This is a genomic window from Acinetobacter sp. S4400-12 (genome assembly GCF_024129495.1).
In the GTDB taxonomy this organism is placed as follows: domain Bacteria; phylum Pseudomonadota; class Gammaproteobacteria; order Pseudomonadales; family Moraxellaceae; genus Acinetobacter; species Acinetobacter lwoffii_C.
This window is the reverse complement of sequence record NZ_JAMXYB010000024.1, coordinates 19,070-40,909: the sequence shown is the minus strand read 5'-3', so window position 1 is coordinate 40,909 and position 21,840 is coordinate 19,070. Positions and strand designations below refer to the sequence as shown.

The window sequence follows — 21,840 nt, the reverse complement described above, 5'->3', positions numbered from 1 at the left end:
CATAAAGTGCCCCAAATAGAAGAATTACTACCTCACCGCTGGAAACCTGAACCCCGTTAAAACTTGGCGATGGCGTTCAGCGGATGCTTACTAAAGAAATGGTGGAAAAAGCACATCAAAATAATTTAAAAGTTATTCCGTGGACTGTATCTGATATTGAAACTATAAATCATTTGATCGGTATTGGTGTGGATGGTGTTATTACCGATTTGCCAGATGTAGCCAGAAAAGCAATGTCTGAAAATAGAATGGATTTACCTGATCCGATTTATAAAAAATAAGCTGCAGCATTCATTATTTTTAAAACCTCCTGCGGGAGGTTTTATAGAATCAGTTTCAATAAAGCTATTAATTCTGGTTTTGCCTATTTGGCTTGCATAGTATGCCTGAAATTGAGTCCACAGTTAATGATGAAAAAATTAAAGTGTGTCGGGATTATTTGAGAGACATTTAATAATTCGCAGAAAGTATGGCGCTGTGCAAACCTGTAATTTGCTCTGCTTAGGTCTATGCCAAAGTGTTTTGGATAAAATAAAAAAACCCACTAAATATGTGGGTTCTTTAGGTTTGTGCAGACCTGGATTAAAATTATTTTGTTGCTTCTTGAGTTGCAGCACTTTCGTTGGTTGTAGCTTCAGAAGCGCTAGCTTCTTGAGTCGCGACTTCTGATGCAGGAGCTTCAGTAGGTTGAGCTTCAGCAGCAACAGCAATTGCACAGTTAGCAGAAATTAAAGTAGCTAAAGCGATTTTAGATAAATTATTCATGTATTTACTCTTACATTAGACAAAAAAATAAGACTAAACCTTAATGAAGAAATTACTTGGAGGGTGTTATTGTTTGTCTTGGTTCTGTAAGAAAACCAAATGAAAAGTAACACAAAATTCTATCCAGTCGTCAAATCTAATAATTTAAGTGAACTCATCTGGAAAATCCGAAGACGGATCTTCGGTATTAGTCGTATAGTTTTATATTTTTCGTCAGACAGATTACAGCATACAAAACCCTGCTAAATATGCATTATTGGTGGGGGATTTTTTTATCGGCAGCGGATAAGGATTAATGGGCAATTTCAAAATTGTGAGTATTCGGTAAAATTAAAACTGGCTTTGTTGCATAAAGATTTAGAAGTCAGAGTTACCCCAAACAATTCAAATCCAAGACACAATATGGGTATGAGGTTGACCTAATTCTGTGAATCTGTTGAGAACTGCTAAACGTGTGTGAATTTTATCCACCTGACCAGGAAAGTTTCTAGCCCTTAATTTATCGCTCAATAGTTGGATGCAATGCAGCTTAGTTTCGACCAAGCTGCGGTGATGAGACTCAAACTATTTTCCCAATCGCTCTTCCTGGACGTTTGATGATTTTCAATAATTCATTTCTCTCTCAAGATCCAATTTTTTGTCTTTCTAAGGCTTTACATTTTTTCTTGGAGGAATCATGGCATGTGCTGAACGATCTGAATCAATTGTCTACAGCATTGAAGCACTGTGTCAGCATAAGTTGGATTTGCCCGTGTTTACCTTATGGCTGGGCCATATCCTTGAGTCTTAGGATCAAACCAGATGGAGAGATTGCCTGGCTCAATTAAAGCTTGGTTATAAGAAGAGCAATGGGTGGTGCGATAGATTGTAGATACTGGCTTCTTGATTGTGAAATGATCGTGTTGAAGAGGCCTTTAAGAGCAGCGGTATGTAACAAAGCCAGGCGGTTCTCACAGACTAATATCGATTAAGACAGAATCTGATATAGAGTTGTTGAGAATGAAGATTTTCATAGGAAATGGCTTCTGTAATTACATAAAACTGCAAAACGTTGCGTTTTATTTAACCGGGAAATGTGGCTATTGCCCGTATAAATCTCGAACAGTTTAAAATACGATTAGAATATGATGCGTGAAGAAAAGTTGAACGTATTGTCTATTTGGCAAATATTTTTAAATTCGCCAGCTACAAAGGGAGAGCTTGTACAATGGGTTATCAAAAAATCGTGGTGCCTGCGGATGGGAATAAAATAACCGTCAATGCAGATCTCTCATTAAATGTACCCAACAATCCTATCATTCCTTTTATTGAGGGTGACGGTATTGGTGTAGATATTACCCCGACCATGCAAAAAGTGGTAGATGCTGCCATTTTAAAAGCTTATCGAGGTAAGCGTTCCATTGAGTGGATGGAGGTTTATTGCGGTGAAAAGGCCAACAAGATTTATGGCATCTATATGCCGGAAGAAACCTTTGAAGCGCTACGTGATTATGTAATCTCCATCAAAGGCCCGCTGACTACCCCTGTGGGTGGTGGGATTCGCTCCTTGAATGTTGCATTGCGTCAGGAATTAGACCTGTATGTCTGTGTGCGCCCGGTACGCTGGTTTGAAGGCGTACCTTGTCCTGTACAAAATCCTGAATTGACCGATATGGTTATTTTCCGGGAAAACTCCGAAGATATTTATGCGGGTATTGAATGGAAGGCGGACTCACCAGAAGCTAAAAAAGTCATCAAGTTTTTAAAAGAAGAAATGGGCGTGACCAAAATCCGCTTTGAGGAAAATTGCGGAATTGGCATTAAACCGGTATCTAAAGAGGGGACGCAGCGTCTGGTACGTAAGGCCATCCAGTTTGCAATTGACAATAACAAGCCAAGTGTAACGCTGGTGCACAAAGGCAATATCATGAAATATACCGAAGGGGCGTTTAAGGATTGGGGCTATGAAGTCGCGCTAGAGCGCTTTGGCGGTGAACTGCTCGACGGCGGCCCATGGGTAAAAATTAAAAATCCTAAAACAGGTAAAGACATTATTATTAAAGATGTGATTGCAGATGCTTTCCTGCAGCAGATTCTGATGCGTCCTGCTGATTATTCTGTAATTGCGACCCTGAACCTGAATGGGGACTATATTTCCGATGCGCTTGCAGCCGAGGTGGGTGGTATCGGTATTGCTCCAGGTGCCAATATTGGCGGTTCGATTGCGGTCTATGAAGCCACGCATGGTACAGCACCTAAATATGCCGGACAGGATAAGGTGAACCCGGGTTCAATCATTCTTTCCGCCGAAATGATGCTCCGTGATATGGGCTGGACTGAGGCAGCCGATCTGATCATCAAGGGGGTTTCTGGTGCGATTGCCGATAAAACTGTGACCTATGATTTTGAACGCCTCATGCCAGATGCTACCTTATTGCGCTGTTCCGAATTTGGTGATGCCATTATTGACAATATGGATGAATAGGGCGCGGTGTACTGTCCTGCAAAGCCCGTATTTAATGCGGGTTTTTTATAAAAAGAAACTGGGAGACTTAAGTAAATTGGGTTTAAAAAACAAACAAAAGTTAAAACAGGTATCAGCATGAAGTTTTATGTAAAATTTGTAAAAAACTAAAAAAGTACCCACATAATTTCAAGCGTTTAATGGAAGTCATTTTACATTGACGTGTTTAGATACAGCTTGGTGATTGGCTTATTTCATATAAACGTTAGAGTGATGAATGAACTTCCAGTGATAGAGATCTTCTCCAAAGGAGTGTAACTTATGGCAAAAACCAAGGCTAAACATCGTCAAGTCCAGCAAAAGGACAAAAAAGATAATATTCAGAATGACGAGCAACAACAGCAACAGCAACAACCTTCCAAGCCATCTCGTGCGAAAAAGCGTAAATAGATTTCTCTCAACCCTCATTTAAACAACAAAGCCCTCTTGTGAGGGCTTTGTTTTAGTCTTTTGCTTATAAGAATCATCACTCAAAATAACAGACCCGAATATATTGAGATTTTTACTTAAGAGGGGAAACGGAAAACTTGGTATATAAGTAGGAGTGAAAATTATAAAAACCATTATTATGCTATTCAGTTTGGCGGTGCTTTTAATGGCCTGTCAGCCACCCCCTTCAGGTGAGGCTGGAAGCTGGAAGACGCCTTATCTCTATTGGCAGTTGCAGAAAGCGGAACTGGTCGGACCGCTGACCATGCCGGTACAAGGCATTCAACCCGGCCAGATTCAAGATACCTGGGGTGCTGCGCGCAGTGAAGGACGTAAACACCAGGGAATTGATATTTTTGCCAGACGTGGAACAGCTGTGCTGAGTACAACCCAAGGGATTGTTCGCCGTGTGGGAACCAATTCATTGGGTGGAAAAGTCATCTGGATAACTGGGCCGAATTTAAGCCAGCATTATTATGCCCATCTGGAAGATTATGCTGCACACATTCAGGAGGGTGACTGGGTGGAAGCCGGAGAAGTCATTGCTTATGTGGGGAATACGGGCAATGCCAAAAACACTCCACCGCATTTGCATTATGGTATTTACTTTAGCAAGCAAGGCGCCACTAATCCCTATCCCTATTTGCTACCTTCCTCCTGAGCAGCAAGAGAGCGGGTGGATTCATGAGGCTTGAATCGGGCGGGGCGTGTGCACCAGAATAATTGTAGTGCTCCCAACAAAAGCACACACGCAGCCAATACAAATTGCTGATAATAGCTTAAGCCTAAATATTGCAAAGCACTAAAACTAAGGCCACCAATCAGTTGAACAGCAGCAAAACATAGGGTGGCGATACTCCAGAGCTTTTTATAAGCCAGTCCGTACAGCTGTAAAATGGTATAAGAAGTCAAAAACACCACCGCCGGGTTAAGCAGGCCGGTAAAAAAAGAAGAGCCGAAAGTGAGTAGAGAACTCTGTTTTGCTGTTGCCAGTAATATAGCGACAATATACAAGCTGTAAAGAATTTTCAGGGCGCTAAAGTTACCGAATTTTCTCGCCAGTGCATAGGCCGTTAAGGCACCTAATGCACTTCCTAGGCCATATAAAATCCAGTTAAAGTTAATCCAGAATAAACTGAGTTCGAGCTGATGGCTTAAGTAATCAACCCAGAAAAGTGAATGCGGAATATAGGCAAACGCACTACAGGCGTAAACGGTCAATAAGCTATAAAAAACTGAATTTAGAGAATTTTTGGGTAAATTGGTGGCTGCTTGTGTGGACAAATAGGGTTTAAACTGTTGGAGCAATAAACTTAAACATAAACAAATAAACAAGGCAAAACCGCATAAGATGAGCCAGGCAGTCTGGATAGACATCTGATCCAGATAAGGCAGGAACAGGGTGGCGACTAGCACACCTAGGCCAATTCCGCTAAATCCAATAAAGTTGATTTTCAGCCGATCCTGAAGGTCGCAACACTGCGCCACCACACTCGGCGATAAGATCATCAAGAGTCCACCACTGATTCCGGAAATGACACGCCAAGAGATATACCAAATCTCGGAAAATCCTGAAAAAGCACAGCATAGTAAACTGAACACGCCTGCAATGGCTGCCATTTGAATATAATGAGCCATGCTCCGGTCTTGCGGCAGCCGCATGGCTGTAAACGCCCCGATCAGGTAACCGAGCAAATTGGCACTGCCCAGCAGGCTGGCAAAATTTGTCGTCCAGGCAAATGCTTCTCGGGTGCCAGGCAAAAGTGCCGTATAAGAAAAGCGCAGGATACCAATGCCGAGGCACATGCTCAGGCAGAGAAACAGACTGAGTTTGATTGTATTTGAGGACATCCATGTGCTCATCAAATTATAATATTTGATTAAAAAATAGCATGAATAGTCGGGTTTGTGGCAAAAATCACCGTTTAAGGAACCCATGGGTTCAGTAAATGGCCTCTAGAGAGGCCAGTTTTAAAGAGTTCAGCCACGGTACACACTGGAAATTTGCTGCAGATATAAAAAAACCACATAGATATATGCGGTTTTTTTATTGGGCTCTGGAAAATTAACGCATTTTTGCGAAGAAACGGCCCAAGCGGGTGATGGCTTCACGCAGTTCATTTTCAGCTGGCAGGAAGACGACCCGGAAATGATCTGGGGTTGGCCAGTTAAAGCCCGTACCTTGAACCAGTAAAACTTTCTCGGCACGTAGCAGATCAAGCATCAGTTTTTCATCATCTTCGACTGGGTAGACATTTGGATCAAGTTTCGGGAAGCAGTACATTGCACCTTCAGGTTTGACACAGGAGATACCTGGAATCTCGTTCAGCATTTCCCAGGCAATATTGCGCTGCTCATATAAACGTCCGCCTGGACGGATCAGGTCATTAATTGATTGATAGCCGCCGAGCGCCGTTTGAATTGCATATTGTGCCTGATGGTTGGCACAAAGACGCATTGAGGCCAGCATGTCCAGACCTTCGATATAATCCATGGCACGTGATCTGTCGCCCGTGATTGCCATCCAGCCAGAACGGTAACCTGCAATACGGTAGGCCTTGGATAAACCGTTAAACGAGATACATAGCTGGTCACCGGCCAGAGCAGCGACAGAAACATGCTCAATCCCGTCATAAATGATTTTGTCGTAAATTTCGTCAGCAAACAGGATCAGGTCATATTTTTTAGCCAGATCGACAATTTGTTGCAGCACATGGCGCGGATAAACTGAACCGGTCGGGTTATTCGGGTTAATAATCACGATACCACGGGTATTTGGCGTGATTTTACTTTCCATATCCGCAATATCCGGATACCAGTGATTTTCTTCATCACATTTATAATGGATGGCTGTACCGCCAGACAGATTGACTGCCGCAGTCCAGAGCGGATAATCCGGCATCGGAATCAGCATTTCATCGCCATCATCCAGCAGGCCTTGCATGGCCATTACAATCAGCTCGGAAACACCATTACCGACATACACGTCATTAACGTGCATATCCAGAATGCCTTTCTGCTGATAATACTGGCAAATGGCCTTACGTGCCGGGAAAATCCCTTTAGAGTCGGTATAACCGACTGCATTTGGCAGATTGAGCGCAACATCATTAATAATTTCCTGAGGCGCTTCAAAGCCAAAGGGGGCGGGGTTGCCAATATTTAACTTGATAATTTTATGTCCGGCTTCTTCCATTTCATTGGCCGCTCGTAACACAGGTCCGCGAATGTCGTAGCAAACATGCTCGAGCTTAGATGATTTTTTGATTTCGCGAGGGGTTGTGTTAGCAATGCCGGACATAATTCCATCCAATTAATTTAGAGTTTAAAACTATAGATTACGCAAATGTCACAATCTATGCTGAAATTTCGCTAGAATTTTTTTCATCTCTAGCGTAAATATGGAAGTACTGAAGCATGACACTGAATGTCAAAGATTTAAAGGAGTTAGTGATGGGAAAACTCAATAAAACCGACCGGGAATGGCAAAGAGAGTTATCACCAGAAGAGTTTCGCATTACTCGCGAGAAAGGAACCGAGCCGGCATTTACCGGGAAGTACTGGAATACCAAACAGGATGGCGTGTATGTCTGCCGTTGCTGCGGAACGCCGCTCTTTTCTTCAGAGACAAAATATGACAGCGGCTCTGGTTGGCCAAGTTTCTTTCGTCCGGTAAATAACTCGGCCATTGAAGAAATATCAGATCATTCGCATGGCATGATCAGAACTGAAATTGCCTGTCATCATTGTGACGCACATTTAGGGCATGTTTTTCCAGATGGCCCAGAACCGACAGGTTTACGCTATTGTGTAAACTCAGCCTCTTTAGACTTAAAAACACAAGAAAAAAATGATGAGGAAACCTATCCATGACCAGCATCTATCAGCTTGAAGCTGAATTGTTAGATGGAAAAAATAAAAGCCTTGCAGATTATGAAGGTAAAGTTCTCTTAATCGTGAATACTGCAAGTAAATGCGGTTTTACCCCGCAATTCGCCGGATTAGAAAAACTGTACCAGAAATATAAGGAACAAGGGCTGGAAGTATTGGGTTTTCCGTGTAACCAGTTCGGCGGCCAGGACCCGGGTACGAATGAGCAGATCGGTACATTCTGCCAGAAGAATTACGGAGTATCTTTTCCGATGTTTTCCAAAGTCGATGTAAAAGGTCCGGAAGCTCATGCGATTTTCCGTTATCTGACCAATAATTCTAAAGGCATTCTGGGCAATGGCATTAAATGGAACTTCACTAAATTTCTGATAGGGCGTGATGGCAAAGTATTGAACCGTTTTGCACCCACGACCAAGCCGGAAGATCTGGAAGAAGAGATTCAAAAGGCGTTGTGATTGAAGTGAAATCGAAAGCTAAGGCGTAGGGATTCTGACTACAAATATCTAAACTAAAATAAACCTTCATGAAAAAACCCACTTCTGGCAAGTGGGTTTTATTTTGATTGAGGCACTACAATCAGAGAATCATTTTTAAACGCTGCACCACCTGTTCACACTGGGCAAGGTCAGCAACCAGAGCCAAACGTACATGATTTTCACCCGGATTGCCCGCTGGAGTTTCACGCGACAGATAACGGCCCGGCAGCACCTTGATATGGACTTTTTTCATCAGAGTTTTAGCAAATTCTTCGTCATGATCGACTTTTAGCCAGTAGTAAAAACCGGCATCTGGTTTTTTGAGGGGCAATAAAGTGCCTAGCTCGTTTTGGAACAGGTCAAACTTGGCTCGGTACTGTATGCGGTTTTCTTCCACATGGGTTTCATCATTCCAGGCTGCAATAGAAGCCAGTTGATGCTGGACCGGCATGGCTGCGCCGTGGTAGGTCCGGTACTGTAAATAGGAGTGTAGTAATGCCGCATCACCTGCAATAAAGCCTGAACGTATCCCGGGCAGATTGGAACGCTTAGACAGCGAATGGAAGACCACACAGTTTTTATAATCATCACGGCCAATTTCAGCACAAACTTTCAATAAGCCGGTCGGGGCTTCGTCAAACCAGAGTTCGGAATAACATTCATCTGAGGCAATTACGAAACCGTATTGATCTGAAAGGGCAATCAGCTTTTTAAACTGTTCTTTGGACAGTACCGCACCTGTCGGATTGCCAGGCGTACAGACAAAGAGTAGGGCAGTTTTTTCCCAGACTGCGGCCGGCACAGCATCAAAATCACCCAAGTAGTCATTTTCTTCGGTACAGTTAATGAAATAAGGCTGGGCACCTGCCAATAAGGTCGCCCCTTCATAAATCTGGTAGAAGGGATTGGGCATGACCACATAAGGGGCATCTTCCCGGTTAATGAGTGCTTGAACAAAGGAAAAAATTGCTTCACGGGTGCCTGAAACTGGCAAAATATGGCTTTCAGCGCTGACTGTATTCAGCTTGAAACGTCGGCTCAGCCAATTGGCAATACTGATACGTAACTCGGGTAGACCCTTGCTATTTGGATAAGTCGAAAGGTGCTGTAAATTATCAATAATTGCTTGTTTTACAAACTCAGGTGCAGGATGTTTGGGTTCGCCAATAGACAGAGGAATCAGAGGCAGATCCGCGGGCTGAATGCCGGCAAAAAGCTGGTTTAACTTTTCAAAGGGATAAGGATGTAATAAAGACAAGCTGGAGTTCATGCGTATATTCCCGAGTAAAGGGTTAGTGTTGAGCATTGACCTGATGAGACGCCTCATCCAAAGCCGCTTTGAGCGCAGTTGCAAAGCTAAGCGACTCAGCCTGAGTCATCGGAATTCCATCCTTTTTGGTGACGAAGAAAATATCTTCAGCACGTTCGCCTAGGGTGGCAATCTTGGCAGAGTGAATATCCAGGCCACGCATCATAAACAGGCCGCCAATCTTGGCCAGCAGACCCGGCTGATCCAGCGTCGCAATTTCAACCATATTCTGATTTAAGGCCGGGTTTAAAGTAATATCGACCGTATTTTCAATATCAAAATGGCGTAACTGGCGAGGAATACGACGCTGCATCAGGCCCGGATATTCATCTGAATGGCTCAAGGCCTCTTTCAGGGCGTCAATGACAGTTGCTTCACGTTCTGGATCAGTGAGTAGAGTGCCAAAACGGTCCAGCACCACATAGGTATCCAGACTAAAGGCTTTGGTCGCAGTAATAATCCGGGCATCCTGCACATCCAGATTCATGCGGTCCAAAATAGCCACAGTGGTGGCAAACAGGTTCGGCTTGTCTTGGGTATAAATGAAGATCTGGACTGCATCTTGTGCATATTTGCGGTGCGCGCGCATTAATACCAAAGGTGCAGGATTGTCCCCATGCTCCAAAATGGCGCGTGTGTGCCAGGCAATCTCATCGGCTGATTCTTTCAGGAAATAATCATCACCCAGCTCCTGCCAGACGGTTTCTACATCGTAGAGTGAGAAATCATTAACCAAGAGTTCACTGGCTGCAAACTTGGTATCTTCAATCAGCATTCTATAGTCGACCGGGCGGCCCAGACCGGACCGAATGACATCACGGGCATGGGTGTATAGCTGACGCATCAAAGAGGCACGCCAGGTATTCCAGAGTTTTGGATTGGTTGCATTGATATCGGCGACGGTGAGGGTATATAGATAATCCAGATGTTCCATATCTCCCATTTTTTCTGCAAATTCCCGTACTATATCCGGGTCAGAAATGTCTTTTTTCTGTGCAGTAACTGACATGAGCAGATGGTTTTGAATCAGCCAGGCAACCAGATTACATTCGCGTTCGGTAAAGCCATGCGTCCGGCAGAACTTGATGGCATCAGCTGCTCCGAGTTCGCTATGGTCACCGCCACGTCCTTTGGCAATATCATGAAAAATAGCAGCCAGATAGACAATATCGCGGCGGCTGAGACGCTGGAACACAGAGCTGACCACTGGAAAATCTTTGGCAAAACCGGGTTCCTTAAAGCGGTTCAGATTACGCAGTAAGAGCAGAGTATGAGCATCCACGGTGTAAATATGGAATAGGTCATATTGCATCAGGCCGGTAATCTGGCCAAAGGCTGGAATATAATTGCCCAGTACGCCATAACGCTTCATCGTCACTAGAGTGTCATACAGGCGATATGGCGAGCGGATAATTGCCATGAAAAGTGCCTGATGAATTGGATTATCGCGAAAACTCTGGTCAATCCGTTTCGCTGCCAGCGTCAGCAGACGCAATGTGCGGGCACGGATACCTTCAATTTCCGGGCGGTTGGCCAGTAAATAAAAAATTTCCAAGATAGCGCTGGGATTTTCTGAAAAAACTTTGTGATGCTGAACGGCAAGCTTGCCATCGACCAGCTTGAAGTTTTCGTTAATTTCTTCAATTTGACGTTCATACTGCGGTAAACGTGGCGTAATCACCGATTCACTAAAGTAAGCCAGCAACATTTCATTCAGGGTAGATACCTGTTGTGCGCTGCGATAATAGCGCTTCATGAACTGTTCAATCGGATAATTCTGATGATGGCCTTCTTCGCGTACATAACCGAATTTGGCCGCAATTTCCCGCTGATAATCAAACAGCAGGCGGTTTTCATCACGCTTGGTCAGACGGTGCAAATGATGGCGGATTTCCCAGAGAAAGCTTTCTGCCTCTTCAAGTACGGCCAGTTCAAATTCTGAAATAAAACCCAGATGCACCAAGTCATAAATACGGTTGACCCGAAAATGTCGTTTGGCAATCCAGCCAATCTGGTTAATATCCCGGATGCCGCCTGGGGCATTTTTGATGTCTGGTTCCAGATTGCTTTCGGTGTCATTGTGCTGAGCATAGCGCTTATGCTGTTCATTGACCTTGGCATCAAAGAAGGTCTTATCCGTCCAGGTCTGTGAAACAATCCGCCGAGGCCATTTAGACAGGTTTTCATTGCCAATAATCAGACGAGCTTCAATCAGGGAGGTGGCCACTGTTAAGTCACTGCTTGCCTGAGTCACACATTCATTAATCGTACGGACACTGATGCCGGGCTTGAAATTACCCACATCCCAAAGAGAGGAAATAAAGGTCGAAATACGCTGTTCCTGTTCAGGAACAATCTTATTTTCGGACAGGATCATGATGTCGACATCGGAATAAGGCAGCATTTCGCGGCGGCCATAACCACCTACAGCAAACAGGCTGAGCTCCGTCTGATCCAGCGCGGCATGTTTCCAGAGGAACTGCAAGGCTTCATCAATCAGGTTGGAGCGCGCCAGAATGATGTCACGAATCGACTGTCCATTTTCAAAACATTCCTGCAGCTGATTTTCAACATCGCTACGCCACTGGTTAATGGCCTGAATGTCATGGTTGCTTTGAATATAATTCAGCAAAGGTAAGGTATTGATCATGAACAGGGATCCGTTAGTATTTCAGCTTAATTTTGATGAACGCTAATTTGGTCGGCAGTCTGCTGGGCCAGTTCGCGTGCCTGGTCAATGGTTTCTGCGCGTGCAGTCGCCACACCCATACGACGACGCTTAAAGCCCTCAGGTTTGCCGAACAGGCGCACATCCGTATTCGGATTTGCTAAAGCAAGATTTAAGCCAGAAAATGAAAGATTATGGTCATCTACACCTGCATAAATCACGGCACTGGCTGCAATGCTATGACGTTCGGTGTTGACAGGCAGGCCAAGAATCGCACGGGCATGCAGTTCAAACTCGCTCTGGAATTGTGAAGCTAAGGTGACCAGACCAGTATCATGCGGGCGCGGTGAAACTTCACTAAACCATACTTTGTCACCTTTAATAAAGAGTTCCACACCGAAAATCCCGCAGCCACCGAGTGCTGTTGTGACTTTATGGGCAATGCGTTGCGACTCTTCCAGTGCAGCCGGGGTCATCGGCTGAGGTTGCCAGCTTTCCACATAATCGCCTGAATCCTGACGGTGCCCGATTGGATCACAATAGGATGTTTCGATTACACCGGTTTGCGGATTTTTTGCACGTACTGTCAGCAAAGTAATTTCAAAATCAAAATCAATCTGCGACTCAACAATCACTTTACCATGATTGATCCGGCCACCAGTCTGTGCATGGTCCCAGGCAGCATCTACTTCTGCAAAGCTTTTTACGCGGGACTGACCTTTGCCTGAAGATGACATCACCGGTTTCACAAAGTTTGGATAACCAATGTCATCACAGGCAGCACGGAACGATTCTAGGGTATCTGCAAAACGATAAGCGGAGGTCGGCAGGCCCAGTTCTTCGGCGGCCAGACGGCGAATACCTTCACGGTTCATGGTCAGATTCACCGCTTTAGCAGAAGGAATCACCGTTGCAATTTTCTGTTCTTCAATTTCTAGCAGAACTTCGGTGGCAATCGCTTCAATTTCCGGAACAATCAGATGAGGCTGAACTTGCTGAATCAACTGTCTGAGTTCTGTGGCATTTGCCATATTGAGCGTATGGGAATAGTGGGCCACCTGCATGGCAGGCGCGTCCGCATAACGGTCAGCCGCATGGACTTCAACACCCAAACGTTGGAGTGAAATAACCACTTCCTTGCCGAGTTCTCCTGAACCCAGTAAAAGAACTTTATACGCTGAAGCCTGTAGTGGAGTACCAATCGTCACGTTCATGTGTATTATCCATGCTTGATTTTATGGGCTTTTAGCATAGCAGAACTGCGTGTTCAGATAACCCTTGATTCACATAAAATTATGATATTGCCCAGCAGCTTTATTCATAAGGTTCTGATCATTTTATTATGTTGATGTGGGCGCAGGTTTCGGTTGGCTGTTGGGGAAATTTTGCAGGGGATAAATACAGCTTTGAGGATGGGTTTTTCCACTTAGAGGATTTGATTGGGCTGAAGACCAAGCAGTACACGTTTTTAAAGTCTGCATGCGCCGAAAATAATACAAACGGCCTAGCGGTAGAGCGATAAAGAGGAGAGCTAAGCCGCTTTCGACACCTGTAAAAAACATTGCATCATTAAGCAATTGAGTGAAATTTCCTTTCATCAGCAAGAAAAAGTCAGAGTATTTTGAATGTATAGTGGGAAGAGTGGAGGAAATTAGACTCCAAAGACTAATAATTATTTTTAGGACATAAGTGTAGAACCAGCTGGGTTTAAGTCAGCATGGCAATGATTTTATTTTGATCATGTTTTTGAAGATAAATGATAGGAATCAGATCGGCAGCATGGTAATGAACTTCAGTGAAATGGCCACTAAAATTTTGTGCATTGATGACACACTCAAAATAACTGCTCGGGAATTTGTTTTGAAAATAGGTAGAGTGTCATCCTGCTTAAGATGAATAAAGACTTTTCATGCTCTGCACAATGATTTTCATGTTTTTCTTCTGACTTATAAAGCCTTATGCTATTAATAGCATAAGGCTTTATGTGCTTGGATTATTGAATAAAAAATTAAAAAGACACCGGAACATAGGTATAAACCAGACCGTAGGTTAAAGCGGCAATCAAGGTCGCCATGACAATTTTCTTAAATTTAAAATACAGACTACTCAGCACCATGAAGCCTATCAGCATGGCGAAACTTTTATTGGGCGTTTCTAAAAGGGGGGGCAAGGTTGCAACGACCAGCATCGAACTAATTGCAGCAATTCCAATGGAACCCAAGGCAATTTTTAACCATAAGGCACCACGTTTTTGTGAGCCTTGCTGAAATTTTTGAATAACAAAAAATGGCCCAAAGCGGGAAGCAAAATTGGCAATCCCCACCAGAATTCCGACCAGAATAATTTCGAGATTCATCGAGGGTCTCCTGTATGTTCAGGATCAGGTCTCTGTAAAACATAATGCTTGAACAGGCCAGCAAAAATACCGGAACTGATACCGATAAAAATGGCTGCGGACAGGTCAATAAGATAGCAGGCAACAGCCGAGACAATAATGGTAACTGCCACGACAAAGCTATGTTTCTTCTCAAAGGCTGCCAGCAGAAAACTCAGGAATAAGGCAGGGAGCAAGAAGTCCAGTGCTGCTTGCAAAAATTGCAGTAAATTACTGACCTGATCGGCAAATAAACCACCCAGAAAAGAACCCAATGCCCATGATAGCCAGCTGAACAGACTGAGGCCAAGCATCCAGGATTCAGACCATTCCTGACGCCGCTGTGATAGTTTGATCATGCCAGAAGCAAAGACTTCATCGGTCAGACCCCAAGACCAGACAGCTGTTTTTTTCAGGTTCAGACGATCCTGAATCAGGTTTTGCAGGGCAGGGCCATACAACAAGTGACGAATGTCTAAAGCAATGACAGTCAGCGCCGTCATCCAGATGGAAGTACCGCTGCCGAGTAACGCAACCACCAGAAACTGACTGGCACCAGCATACATCGAACAGGACAGGAACAGGGCTTCCCAGGCCGTAAAGCCGAATTGAGTCGCTGAAACACCGAAAGCAAACGACACCGGCAGATAGGTGAAGATAATCGCCTGGCTGTCTTTTGCACCTTGCCAGAATCCGGCAGGCTGCATTGCGGATGGATTGTGCTCTGTCACGAAACACCTGCAGGAGAGTTGAACAAGAGGTCAAATGAAGATTGTGTATTGTACGCGAATTTACTAGCATAGTGCCGAATTTTTTTAAAAAGGCGAGCCTGATATGCTGATGTTTAAGACACGTGCACTGCTGACTGTTTCTTTAATAAGCAGTGTATTGTTGCTGCAAGCTTGTGGAAATGACCACCAGTCGCCTGAACAAGCTCAGATTAAACCTGCACCAAAGCTGACAAATGATGCTACGACCTATGCCAATGCGGCCTGGAAACTGATCAATGAAGTCGACCCTCTGGTGTATAACAGACAGCTTGATCAACTGGAAAAACAGGTACGTGAACCTGCCCGTAAGCTCAGCACCGACTGGCGGATTAATGTCAAAATGACCGACTCGGTGACTGAAGGTAAATACGCATTATGCCGTAAGGCCTTAACCAGTCTGGAAATCTGGGCACGCACTACCCTGGAAAATGGGAGTAGTGTGGCTCAAAAGCAGGCAGATTATGGACGGGACAAAAAGCAGTGTGAAAATGCAATTGCCAATCCGGCCTTAGGAAATACTGACCCTAAGCAAAAGGGTACCGCAATTGCCGAGATGCAATAAAAAACCAATTATCAATTTAGATTCTCAAACAAAAAGCCAGTCTTCACGACTGGCTTTTTGTTTGAATATTCAAAGATTATTCAAGGAACTTAACAGTCACACCAGACTTTACTTTTTTACCCAGGTCATTAGCATCCCAGTTGGTTAGGCGGATACAACCGTGTGAATAAGATTTGGAAATCAGAGAAGGATTCGGTGTACCGTGAATACCAAATGATTTTTTATTCAAGCCAATCCAGATATTCCCTACCGGACCGTTTGGACCTGGTGGTAAAGACAGCGGCTTTAAGTTTTTACCCTGAATAAAGTTTGACGGTGAGTAGCTATACCAAGGGTTTGGCGCAACACCAGTAATTTTGTATGTACCCGTTGGTGAAGGGGTGCTGGTGTTCCCGATACTGGCAGGGAATGAACCAATCATTTGATTTTTACTGTTAAATAAGTACAGCTGTTTTGCACCTTTATGCGCCACGATCAAATGAATACCTTCTGGAAGTTCATTACGTACATTTGTTACCAGAATTTTTTGGCCGACTTTGTTAAAGTTCGCATTCGGGTTTAACTTCTGCATGAAGTTTTGATCCATATGGAACTTTTCACTAAGCATTTCTAGCGAGCTGGTGTAATACAAGCCTTTCATTTTTGCCTGTTCAGCGTAATTGGAAGGAATAGACTTGACAAAAGGACCCGCCAGATCTTTTTCAGTGATAGTGTATTCAACAAAAGCAGGCTTGGAACCTTGACGTTCAATCAGTTTATCCCAGGTTTCTTTGGTCAGTACACCTGTAGGCTTAATGCCGTTCATTTGCTGAAAAGACGCGATAGCTTTCAGGGTGTTTTTACCGCTGGTTCCATCAATTGCACCTGGTGAAGCATGAGCATTATTCAACATGACATGCGCACGTGCATATACCGGGAACTGACCCGCACCAATATTTTCATACCAGGTGGCGTTATTGAGACCATCTAGGGTCCACGACGCTTTAGTTGCTACCGAACTGGCATTTTTACTGGCAGCTGCAGGTGCAACGCCGCTATCGGCATTTTGGTCTTCAGTATTCTGCAAGGTATTTAAAGCTGCAGATGCTTGATCCAGCTCTTTTTTTTCTTGTGCTGTAATTTGAGCTTCTTCTGTTGGGGCATTGGTCGTCTGGCGGGTTGCAGGAGCTTGTGCCGCCGAGGACTCAAGTGCCAGAGGATCAATAGGGTCTTGCACTGAAACATCAGTGGCCATTTGCGGGTTCAATGGTTGTTCAGCAGTAGACGCAGCGAAAACAGTACCTGCGAAAATGCAACCTAGACTCACAGCGAGCATTGTGCGAACGAACATGTAACTCAACCTTAATTTACTTCTTTAACTATGTGAAAAAACACTGTAAGTATTACAGAAAAAATGTGTAGATGCAGTAGTTCTTTTGTGTAAATCTATCCCTTGCCATTTCTCATGATCGGTTTTTAAAGTTATGAGAAGTTATTCAAAATGCGGGCTTTTTGTTATGATGGGTTTCATCTTCAAGTATAGATAGGAAAGTGAATGACGACCTTAAAAAATGATCGTTTTCTGCGCGCATTATTACGTGAACCTGTAGATACCACACCTGTGTGGATGATGCGTCAAGCAGGCCGTTATTTACCAGAATATCGTGAAACCCGTGCCCAGGCGGGAGACTTCCTTTCTCTTTGTAAAAATACTGAGTTGGCGTGTGAGGTCACTTTACAGCCTTTACGCCGCTATGATCTGGATGCTGCGATCCTGTTTTCAGACATCTTGACCGTACCCGATGCTTTGGGTTTGGGATTGTATTTTGAAGCGGGTGAAGGTCCAAAGTTTCATAAGACAGTCCGCACCGAGCAGGATGTAGCAAATTTACCTGCATTTAATGCCAAGTCTGACCTGGACTATGTCATGAAGGCGGTATCTACCATCCGTTCGGCCTTGGGGGGGCAGGTGCCATTAATCGGTTTCTCTGGCAGTCCATGGACGTTGGCCACTTATATGGTTGAAGGTGGTTCGAGCAAAGATTTCCGCTTTACCAAACACATGATGTATGCCCAGCCTGAAGTCATGCATGCATTGTTACAGCGTCTGGCTGATGCAGTGATCGAATATCTGAATGCCCAGATTGACGCAGGTGCCCAGGCCGTACAGATTTTTGACAGCTGGGGCGGGGCGTTGGCGCACCGTGAATATATTGAGTTTTCACTGAATTATATGCAGAAAATTGTGGCTGGCTTGCAGCGTGAGAAAGATGGTCGCAAGATTCCGGTCATCCTGTTCACCAAAGGTGGCGGACAGTGGCTGGAGCCAATGGTTGCTACTGGTGCAGATGCTTTTGGTCTGGACTGGACGACGCCACTGAATGTAGCGCGCCAAACCGTTGCGGGCCGTGCCGCGCTACAAGGTAACCTTGATCCGGCAACTTTGTATGGATCCCATGAGTCGATTGTGAAAGCCACCAAGCTGATGCTGGATGATGCCTATGCCAATGGCGAAAAAACAGGTTATATCGCTAACTTGGGGCATGGTATTACCCAGTGGGTTGATCCGGCCAACCCGACAGCCTTTGTTGATACCGTACATGAGTATAGTGCCAAGTACCTGTAGGATGTAAGCCTTGATCGATTTTATAAAATCAGGGTTTGAATTTACTTATAAGGCAGCTTCGGCTGCCTTATTTGGGATTCTACTGTTGCTCGCCTTTGCCCTGACAGCTTCCATGGGAAGCGAACTGCTGTATGGTTTCTATCGTTACGACTATCTCTTGTTTTTTGCCCTGATGATTCAGGTGGTTCTGCTATATACCAAGCTGGAATCCTGGGCAGAAGCGAAAGTGATTGCGTTGTTTCACCTGATGGCCATGGTGATGGAAATTTTCCTGACCCATCCGGCGATTGGCTCGTGGCATTACCCGCAACCCGCCATTTTTAAAATTCTGACTGTGCCTTTATTTGCCGGATTTATGTATTCGGCTGTCGGAAGCTTCTTTGCGCGTTCCTTACGTCTTTATCAGGTGTCATTTGAGAGATTACCGAGCTTTGCTAATATGCTGGCGCTGGCGGTTCTGTCCTATATCAACTTTATGAGCAAATTTTTTATTCCGGATTACCGGATGATTTTATTTGCCTGGAGTGTGGTGATTTTCTGGAAAACCAAAATCCGTTTTCAATTGAATCGACATACTTTTCAGTTGCCGATGTTGCCCGTGCTGCTGCTATTGGCATTTATCATTTGGGTCGCTGAAAATATCAGTACCTTTTATCAGATCTGGCTTTATCCGAGTCAGATTGAACAATGGCATATGGTGGGCTGGGGGAAACTCGGCTCATGGTACTTGCTGCTACTGCTCAGTCTGGTGCTGGTATTGAAAATTCTCGGGCAACGTCAGCTCGATGGAGCCTGGCATTTAAAAGAACAAGATTGAGCTGGTTGCTGAGAAAGCAACCTGTCGAACTTGAAACAAAATGTTTTGCCTTTAAGCACCGTTGACGTTATTCTAGCCAAGGTGTAATAAAAATTACCTAATTGTGAATAATTAAAAACACTTAGATAAACTTTTTGGAGAAGTAATCATGTTGAAAAAACTAGCTTTAGCTGCAGTACTTGCAGTGGGTTCAACTGCAGCATTTGCTGACCGTGATGCAGGTTGTGGTATTGGAAGTCAAGTATGGGCAGGTCAATCTGGTAAAGTGCCTAAAATTTTGGCAGCAACGACCAACGGTATTTTTGCTAACCAGTTATTCGGTATCACTTTTGGTACTTTGGGTTGTAGTGGTACAGGTACAGTAACCGCCCAAGTGGTTACATTTACCAATGAAAATGCTGAATCACTCGCGCGTGATATGGCGGTTGGTCAGGGCGAAAGCTTAAACGTATTGGCTGAATTGCTAAATATCAAAGCTGAAGATAAAGCACGTTTCTTCGCTATTTCTAAGCAAAACTTTGCTTCAATCTATGCAACTGAAAATGAAACTTCACTAGAAGTATTATCTTCTCTGCAAACTGTCATGGCAAATGACGACGTATTAAAAGCTTACGTTTAATATGTCAAAAACCCTGTCGCTTGACAGGGTTTTTTCTATCTAAAAATAAATTTCCTGTTCTAATATGAAATCTTGCGTTGCCCTTATTGTCCTTGCTGCACTGTCTACACTAAGTTGTCCATCCTTTGCTAGTCCGGCAGATCCATTTATTCAACAGGCTCAAAGTAATAAGCTGGCTCAAGATATCACTTGGCAACGTTTAATGTACGCTGATGCCAAACAGCATAGCGAAGTGAGCTATTCAGGCTATTTCTATCATGAACAGGGTGCCCAAAATCTGGAACTGGAGTTGGCCAGTAATATTCAGGCACTGTTTCAAACGGCTGAACCTGATCAATCTATTCGTTGTCGTTTCCCGGCGCGGAGCCAGTTTCTCATTGAAAGCTTAAAGATACCTCATGCTGCTTTACCAGAAGTGGCTTGCCCTGAGTTGAATCAGTGGCTGACCGAAATTAAACCGTATAAAGCGACGCTGATTTATGCCACCGACTTTATGGGCAATCCTAGCTCAATGTTCGGACATACTTTGCTGCGTTTGGACCCTAAAGACCAGCAACAGCTAAATCTGGTGTCTTATGCGGTGAACTATGCGGCCACCGTCGAAGGTGAGCAAAACTGGTCTTATGCCTGGAAAGGTTTAACCGGGCAGTATCCAGGTGAATATTCCCTGATGCCGTATTATCGTAAAGTTAAAGAATATGGGGATTTCGAAAGTCGCGACCTTTGGGAATATGAACTGGCTTTAAGTCCAGAAGAAACCAGATTTCTGGTCCAGCATATTTGGGAAATGAAACATGTACAATTTCCCTATTATTTTATTCAGGACAATTGTGCTTACCGTTTATTAGGCTTAATTGATCTGGTACGCCCACACGCCAATTTGCAGCAGCAGTTTAAGGCAGTCTCCATTCCGCTTGAGACTATTAAAGCCTTGGATGATGAACAGCTGATCAAAGACGTGGTATATCGTCCTGCTCTGGAAACCCAGTTACTGGCACAGGCCAGACAGCATGGTCACAAGCTGGCAAAAGTAGCCCATCAAATTGCCATGTCTGAACCGCGGGAACATGGTCAGATACTCGAATCTTACTCAGCTGAAAACCAGGCCAAGATTCTGGAAATGGCCTATGACGACTTGTATCTGCATTTTCTCGCCCGAAAAATTGATCCTCAGGTGGCGCAGCCACGTTTAAGACAGATTCTGGTGCAACGAAGCCAGTTGGCCCTTGAGAAGCAACGCCTGAATGTCGCCGTACCCAAGACCAATCCTGTGCAAGCGCATGATGCACGTCATCTTTCTTTTAAAGCTGGTGAGGTTCAAGGCCAGACCTTTGTCGAGATCGGTCATCGTCAGGCTTATCATGACCTGATTGATCCACAAGGAGGATTGCGTACCGGAACCCAACTGCTGTTTTTGGATGGTGCTCTGCAATATCGCCAGGATCGGTTGAAGCTGAAGCATCTGGATCTATTAACCGTCAATTCCTATAATCCGATTCATGCTTTTAAAACGCCCTTATCCTGGGGATTTAACTTCGGCTGGCAACAAGAAGCTCTGGATTCAGCGGGCCATTTTAGTCGTGAAAGCCAGCATGGGGTCGCTAACTTAAACGTGCAGGCCGGTTATAGCTGGGCCAATGCAACACGTGAACATCTATGTTATACACAGCTACAAAATCATTTACAGGCAGGCAAAGCCCTGGATCAAGGTTGGCGTGTAGGAGCTGGTCCGACCATCGGCTGTCAGAATGTCTGGAATGAGCAGCTCAATAGTCTGATACAAGTAGAATTGCCATATTGGGAAGATTCACATCAATGGCAGCTGAAATTGAAGACCCAATTTCAGTATACCTGGACCCCACAATATGCAATTCGGGGGGGCTGGGAATATCAGCGACAAAACCATCAAGATTGGGAACAGTGGAGTCTGAGCCTGATCCGTTATTTCTAGAGAATAAAAATTGAGTTGGCTATTCTAACTTTTGACCTGAGCTTAAAATATAGGCGGTATTATTATAGGGGTGGTTGGTTATTTTGTTAACTTGATCACCA

The 21,840-nt window shown here is 44.4% G+C and carries 20 protein-coding genes and 1 pseudogene; 11 read left to right on the top strand and 10 right to left on the bottom strand.

Annotation, left to right across the window (positions count from 1 at the left end; translation table 11 throughout):
• Nucleotides 1-83: 83 nt before the first annotated feature.
• Nucleotides 84-281, top strand: coding sequence for a glycerophosphodiester phosphodiesterase family protein (locus NI461_RS10160; RefSeq protein ID WP_253157182.1), 198 nt, complete (start codon nt 84-86; stop codon nt 279-281).
• A gap of 307 nt (nt 282-588) precedes the next feature.
• Here the strand turns inward: NI461_RS10160 and NI461_RS10155 are convergent, their stop codons facing one another.
• Nucleotides 589-765, bottom strand: coding sequence for a hypothetical protein (locus NI461_RS10155; RefSeq protein ID WP_174659566.1), 177 nt, complete (start codon nt 763-765; stop codon nt 589-591).
• Nucleotides 766-1,149: 384 nt separating this feature from the next.
• A pseudogene (locus tag NI461_RS10150) lies at nt 1,150-1,652 on the bottom strand (hypothetical protein).
• A gap of 320 nt (nt 1,653-1,972) precedes the next feature.
• On the opposite strand from NI461_RS10150, the gene icd reads away from it, so the two are divergent.
• The 3 genes from icd (at nt 1,973) to NI461_RS10140 (ending at nt 4,358) form a co-directional block, all read left to right on the top strand.
• A complete protein-coding gene (gene icd / locus NI461_RS10145) occupies nt 1,973-3,229 on the top strand; it encodes an NADP-dependent isocitrate dehydrogenase (RefSeq protein ID WP_174659567.1) in 1,257 nt (418 codons plus the stop codon).
• 300 nt (nt 3,230-3,529) lie between these two features.
• Nucleotides 3,530-3,658 carry a hypothetical protein gene (locus NI461_RS14215; RefSeq protein WP_257234961.1) on the top strand — a complete coding sequence of 43 codons (129 nt, stop codon included), beginning with the start codon at nt 3,530-3,532 and terminating at the stop codon, nt 3,656-3,658.
• A gap of 205 nt (nt 3,659-3,863) precedes the next feature.
• The gene (locus NI461_RS10140) at nt 3,864-4,358 is read left to right on the top strand and encodes a M23 family metallopeptidase (RefSeq protein WP_227548224.1); all 495 of its coding nucleotides are present in this window, start codon (nt 3,864-3,866) and stop codon (nt 4,356-4,358) included.
• Here the strand turns inward: NI461_RS10140 and NI461_RS10135 are convergent.
• Nucleotides 4,337-5,548, bottom strand: coding sequence for a YbfB/YjiJ family MFS transporter (locus tag NI461_RS10135; protein ID WP_174659568.1), 1,212 nt, complete (start codon nt 5,546-5,548; stop codon nt 4,337-4,339). The two genes, NI461_RS10140 and NI461_RS10135, sit on opposite strands and share 22 nt — an antisense overlap.
• Before the next feature lie 214 nt (nt 5,549-5,762).
• The gene (locus tag NI461_RS10130; RefSeq protein WP_151204751.1) at nt 5,763-6,998 is read right to left on the bottom strand and encodes a pyridoxal phosphate-dependent aminotransferase; all 1,236 of its coding nucleotides are present in this window, start codon (nt 6,996-6,998) and stop codon (nt 5,763-5,765) included.
• A 152-nt stretch (nt 6,999-7,150) separates the two neighbouring features.
• Here NI461_RS10130 and msrB point away from each other — a divergent pair, with 152 nt between their 5' ends.
• Both msrB and NI461_RS10120 read left to right on the top strand, forming a co-directional pair.
• Entirely contained in the window at nt 7,151-7,570 is a 420-nt protein-coding gene (msrB, locus tag NI461_RS10125) for a peptide-methionine (R)-S-oxide reductase MsrB (RefSeq protein WP_151206759.1), read from the top strand.
• Nucleotides 7,567-8,043 carry a glutathione peroxidase gene (locus tag NI461_RS10120; RefSeq protein WP_174659569.1) on the top strand — a complete coding sequence of 159 codons (477 nt, stop codon included), beginning with the start codon at nt 7,567-7,569 and terminating at the stop codon, nt 8,041-8,043. Before msrB ends, NI461_RS10120 begins: the two co-directional genes overlap by 4 nt.
• A gap of 121 nt (nt 8,044-8,164) precedes the next feature.
• Here NI461_RS10120 and dapC read toward each other — a convergent pair whose 3' ends face one another.
• From dapC to NI461_RS10095, 5 genes are all read right to left on the bottom strand, one after another.
• Entirely contained in the window at nt 8,165-9,334 is a 1,170-nt protein-coding gene (dapC, locus tag NI461_RS10115; RefSeq protein ID WP_174659570.1) for a succinyldiaminopimelate transaminase, read from the bottom strand.
• Between the two features lie 22 nt (nt 9,335-9,356).
• Nucleotides 9,357-12,023: a [protein-PII] uridylyltransferase gene (gene glnD / locus NI461_RS10110; protein ID WP_174659571.1), complete on the bottom strand. Its 2,667-nt coding sequence runs from the start codon at nt 12,021-12,023 to the stop codon at nt 9,357-9,359.
• Nucleotides 12,024-12,049: 26 nt separating this feature from the next.
• Nucleotides 12,050-13,264, bottom strand: coding sequence for a formate-dependent phosphoribosylglycinamide formyltransferase (purT, locus tag NI461_RS10105; protein WP_171480657.1), 1,215 nt, complete (start codon nt 13,262-13,264; stop codon nt 12,050-12,052).
• 785 nt (nt 13,265-14,049) lie between these two features.
• On the bottom strand, nt 14,050-14,397 hold the full coding sequence (ygaH, locus tag NI461_RS10100; protein ID WP_174659572.1) for an L-valine transporter subunit YgaH: 348 nt from the start codon (nt 14,395-14,397) through the stop codon (nt 14,050-14,052).
• Entirely contained in the window at nt 14,394-15,122 is a 729-nt protein-coding gene (locus tag NI461_RS10095; RefSeq protein ID WP_174660559.1) for an AzlC family ABC transporter permease, read from the bottom strand. The genes ygaH and NI461_RS10095 overlap by 4 nt, the downstream gene beginning before the upstream one ends.
• A 127-nt stretch (nt 15,123-15,249) precedes the next feature.
• On the opposite strand from NI461_RS10095, the gene NI461_RS10090 reads away from it, so the two are divergent.
• Entirely contained in the window at nt 15,250-15,747 is a 498-nt protein-coding gene (locus tag NI461_RS10090; RefSeq protein ID WP_174659573.1) for a hypothetical protein, read from the top strand.
• Between the two features lie 76 nt (nt 15,748-15,823).
• Here the strand turns inward: NI461_RS10090 and NI461_RS10085 are convergent, their stop codons facing one another.
• Nucleotides 15,824-17,077, bottom strand: coding sequence for a L,D-transpeptidase family protein (locus tag NI461_RS10085; protein ID WP_151203866.1), 1,254 nt, complete (start codon nt 17,075-17,077; stop codon nt 15,824-15,826).
• 204 nt (nt 17,078-17,281) lie between these two features.
• Here NI461_RS10085 and hemE point away from each other — a divergent pair, with 204 nt between their 5' ends.
• From hemE to NI461_RS10065, 4 genes are all read left to right on the top strand, one after another.
• On the top strand, nt 17,282-18,352 hold the full coding sequence (gene hemE / locus NI461_RS10080; RefSeq protein WP_151203865.1) for a uroporphyrinogen decarboxylase: 1,071 nt from the start codon (nt 17,282-17,284) through the stop codon (nt 18,350-18,352).
• A gap of 10 nt (nt 18,353-18,362) precedes the next feature.
• A complete protein-coding gene (locus tag NI461_RS10075; protein WP_174659574.1) occupies nt 18,363-19,169 on the top strand; it encodes a DUF817 family protein in 807 nt (268 codons plus the stop codon).
• Between the two features lie 148 nt (nt 19,170-19,317).
• A complete protein-coding gene (locus NI461_RS10070) occupies nt 19,318-19,788 on the top strand; it encodes a DUF3015 family protein (RefSeq protein WP_151203863.1) in 471 nt (156 codons plus the stop codon).
• A 64-nt stretch (nt 19,789-19,852) separates the two neighbouring features.
• The gene (locus NI461_RS10065) at nt 19,853-21,739 is read left to right on the top strand and encodes a DUF4105 domain-containing protein (RefSeq protein WP_174659575.1); all 1,887 of its coding nucleotides are present in this window, start codon (nt 19,853-19,855) and stop codon (nt 21,737-21,739) included.
• Nucleotides 21,740-21,840 lie beyond the last annotated feature (101 nt).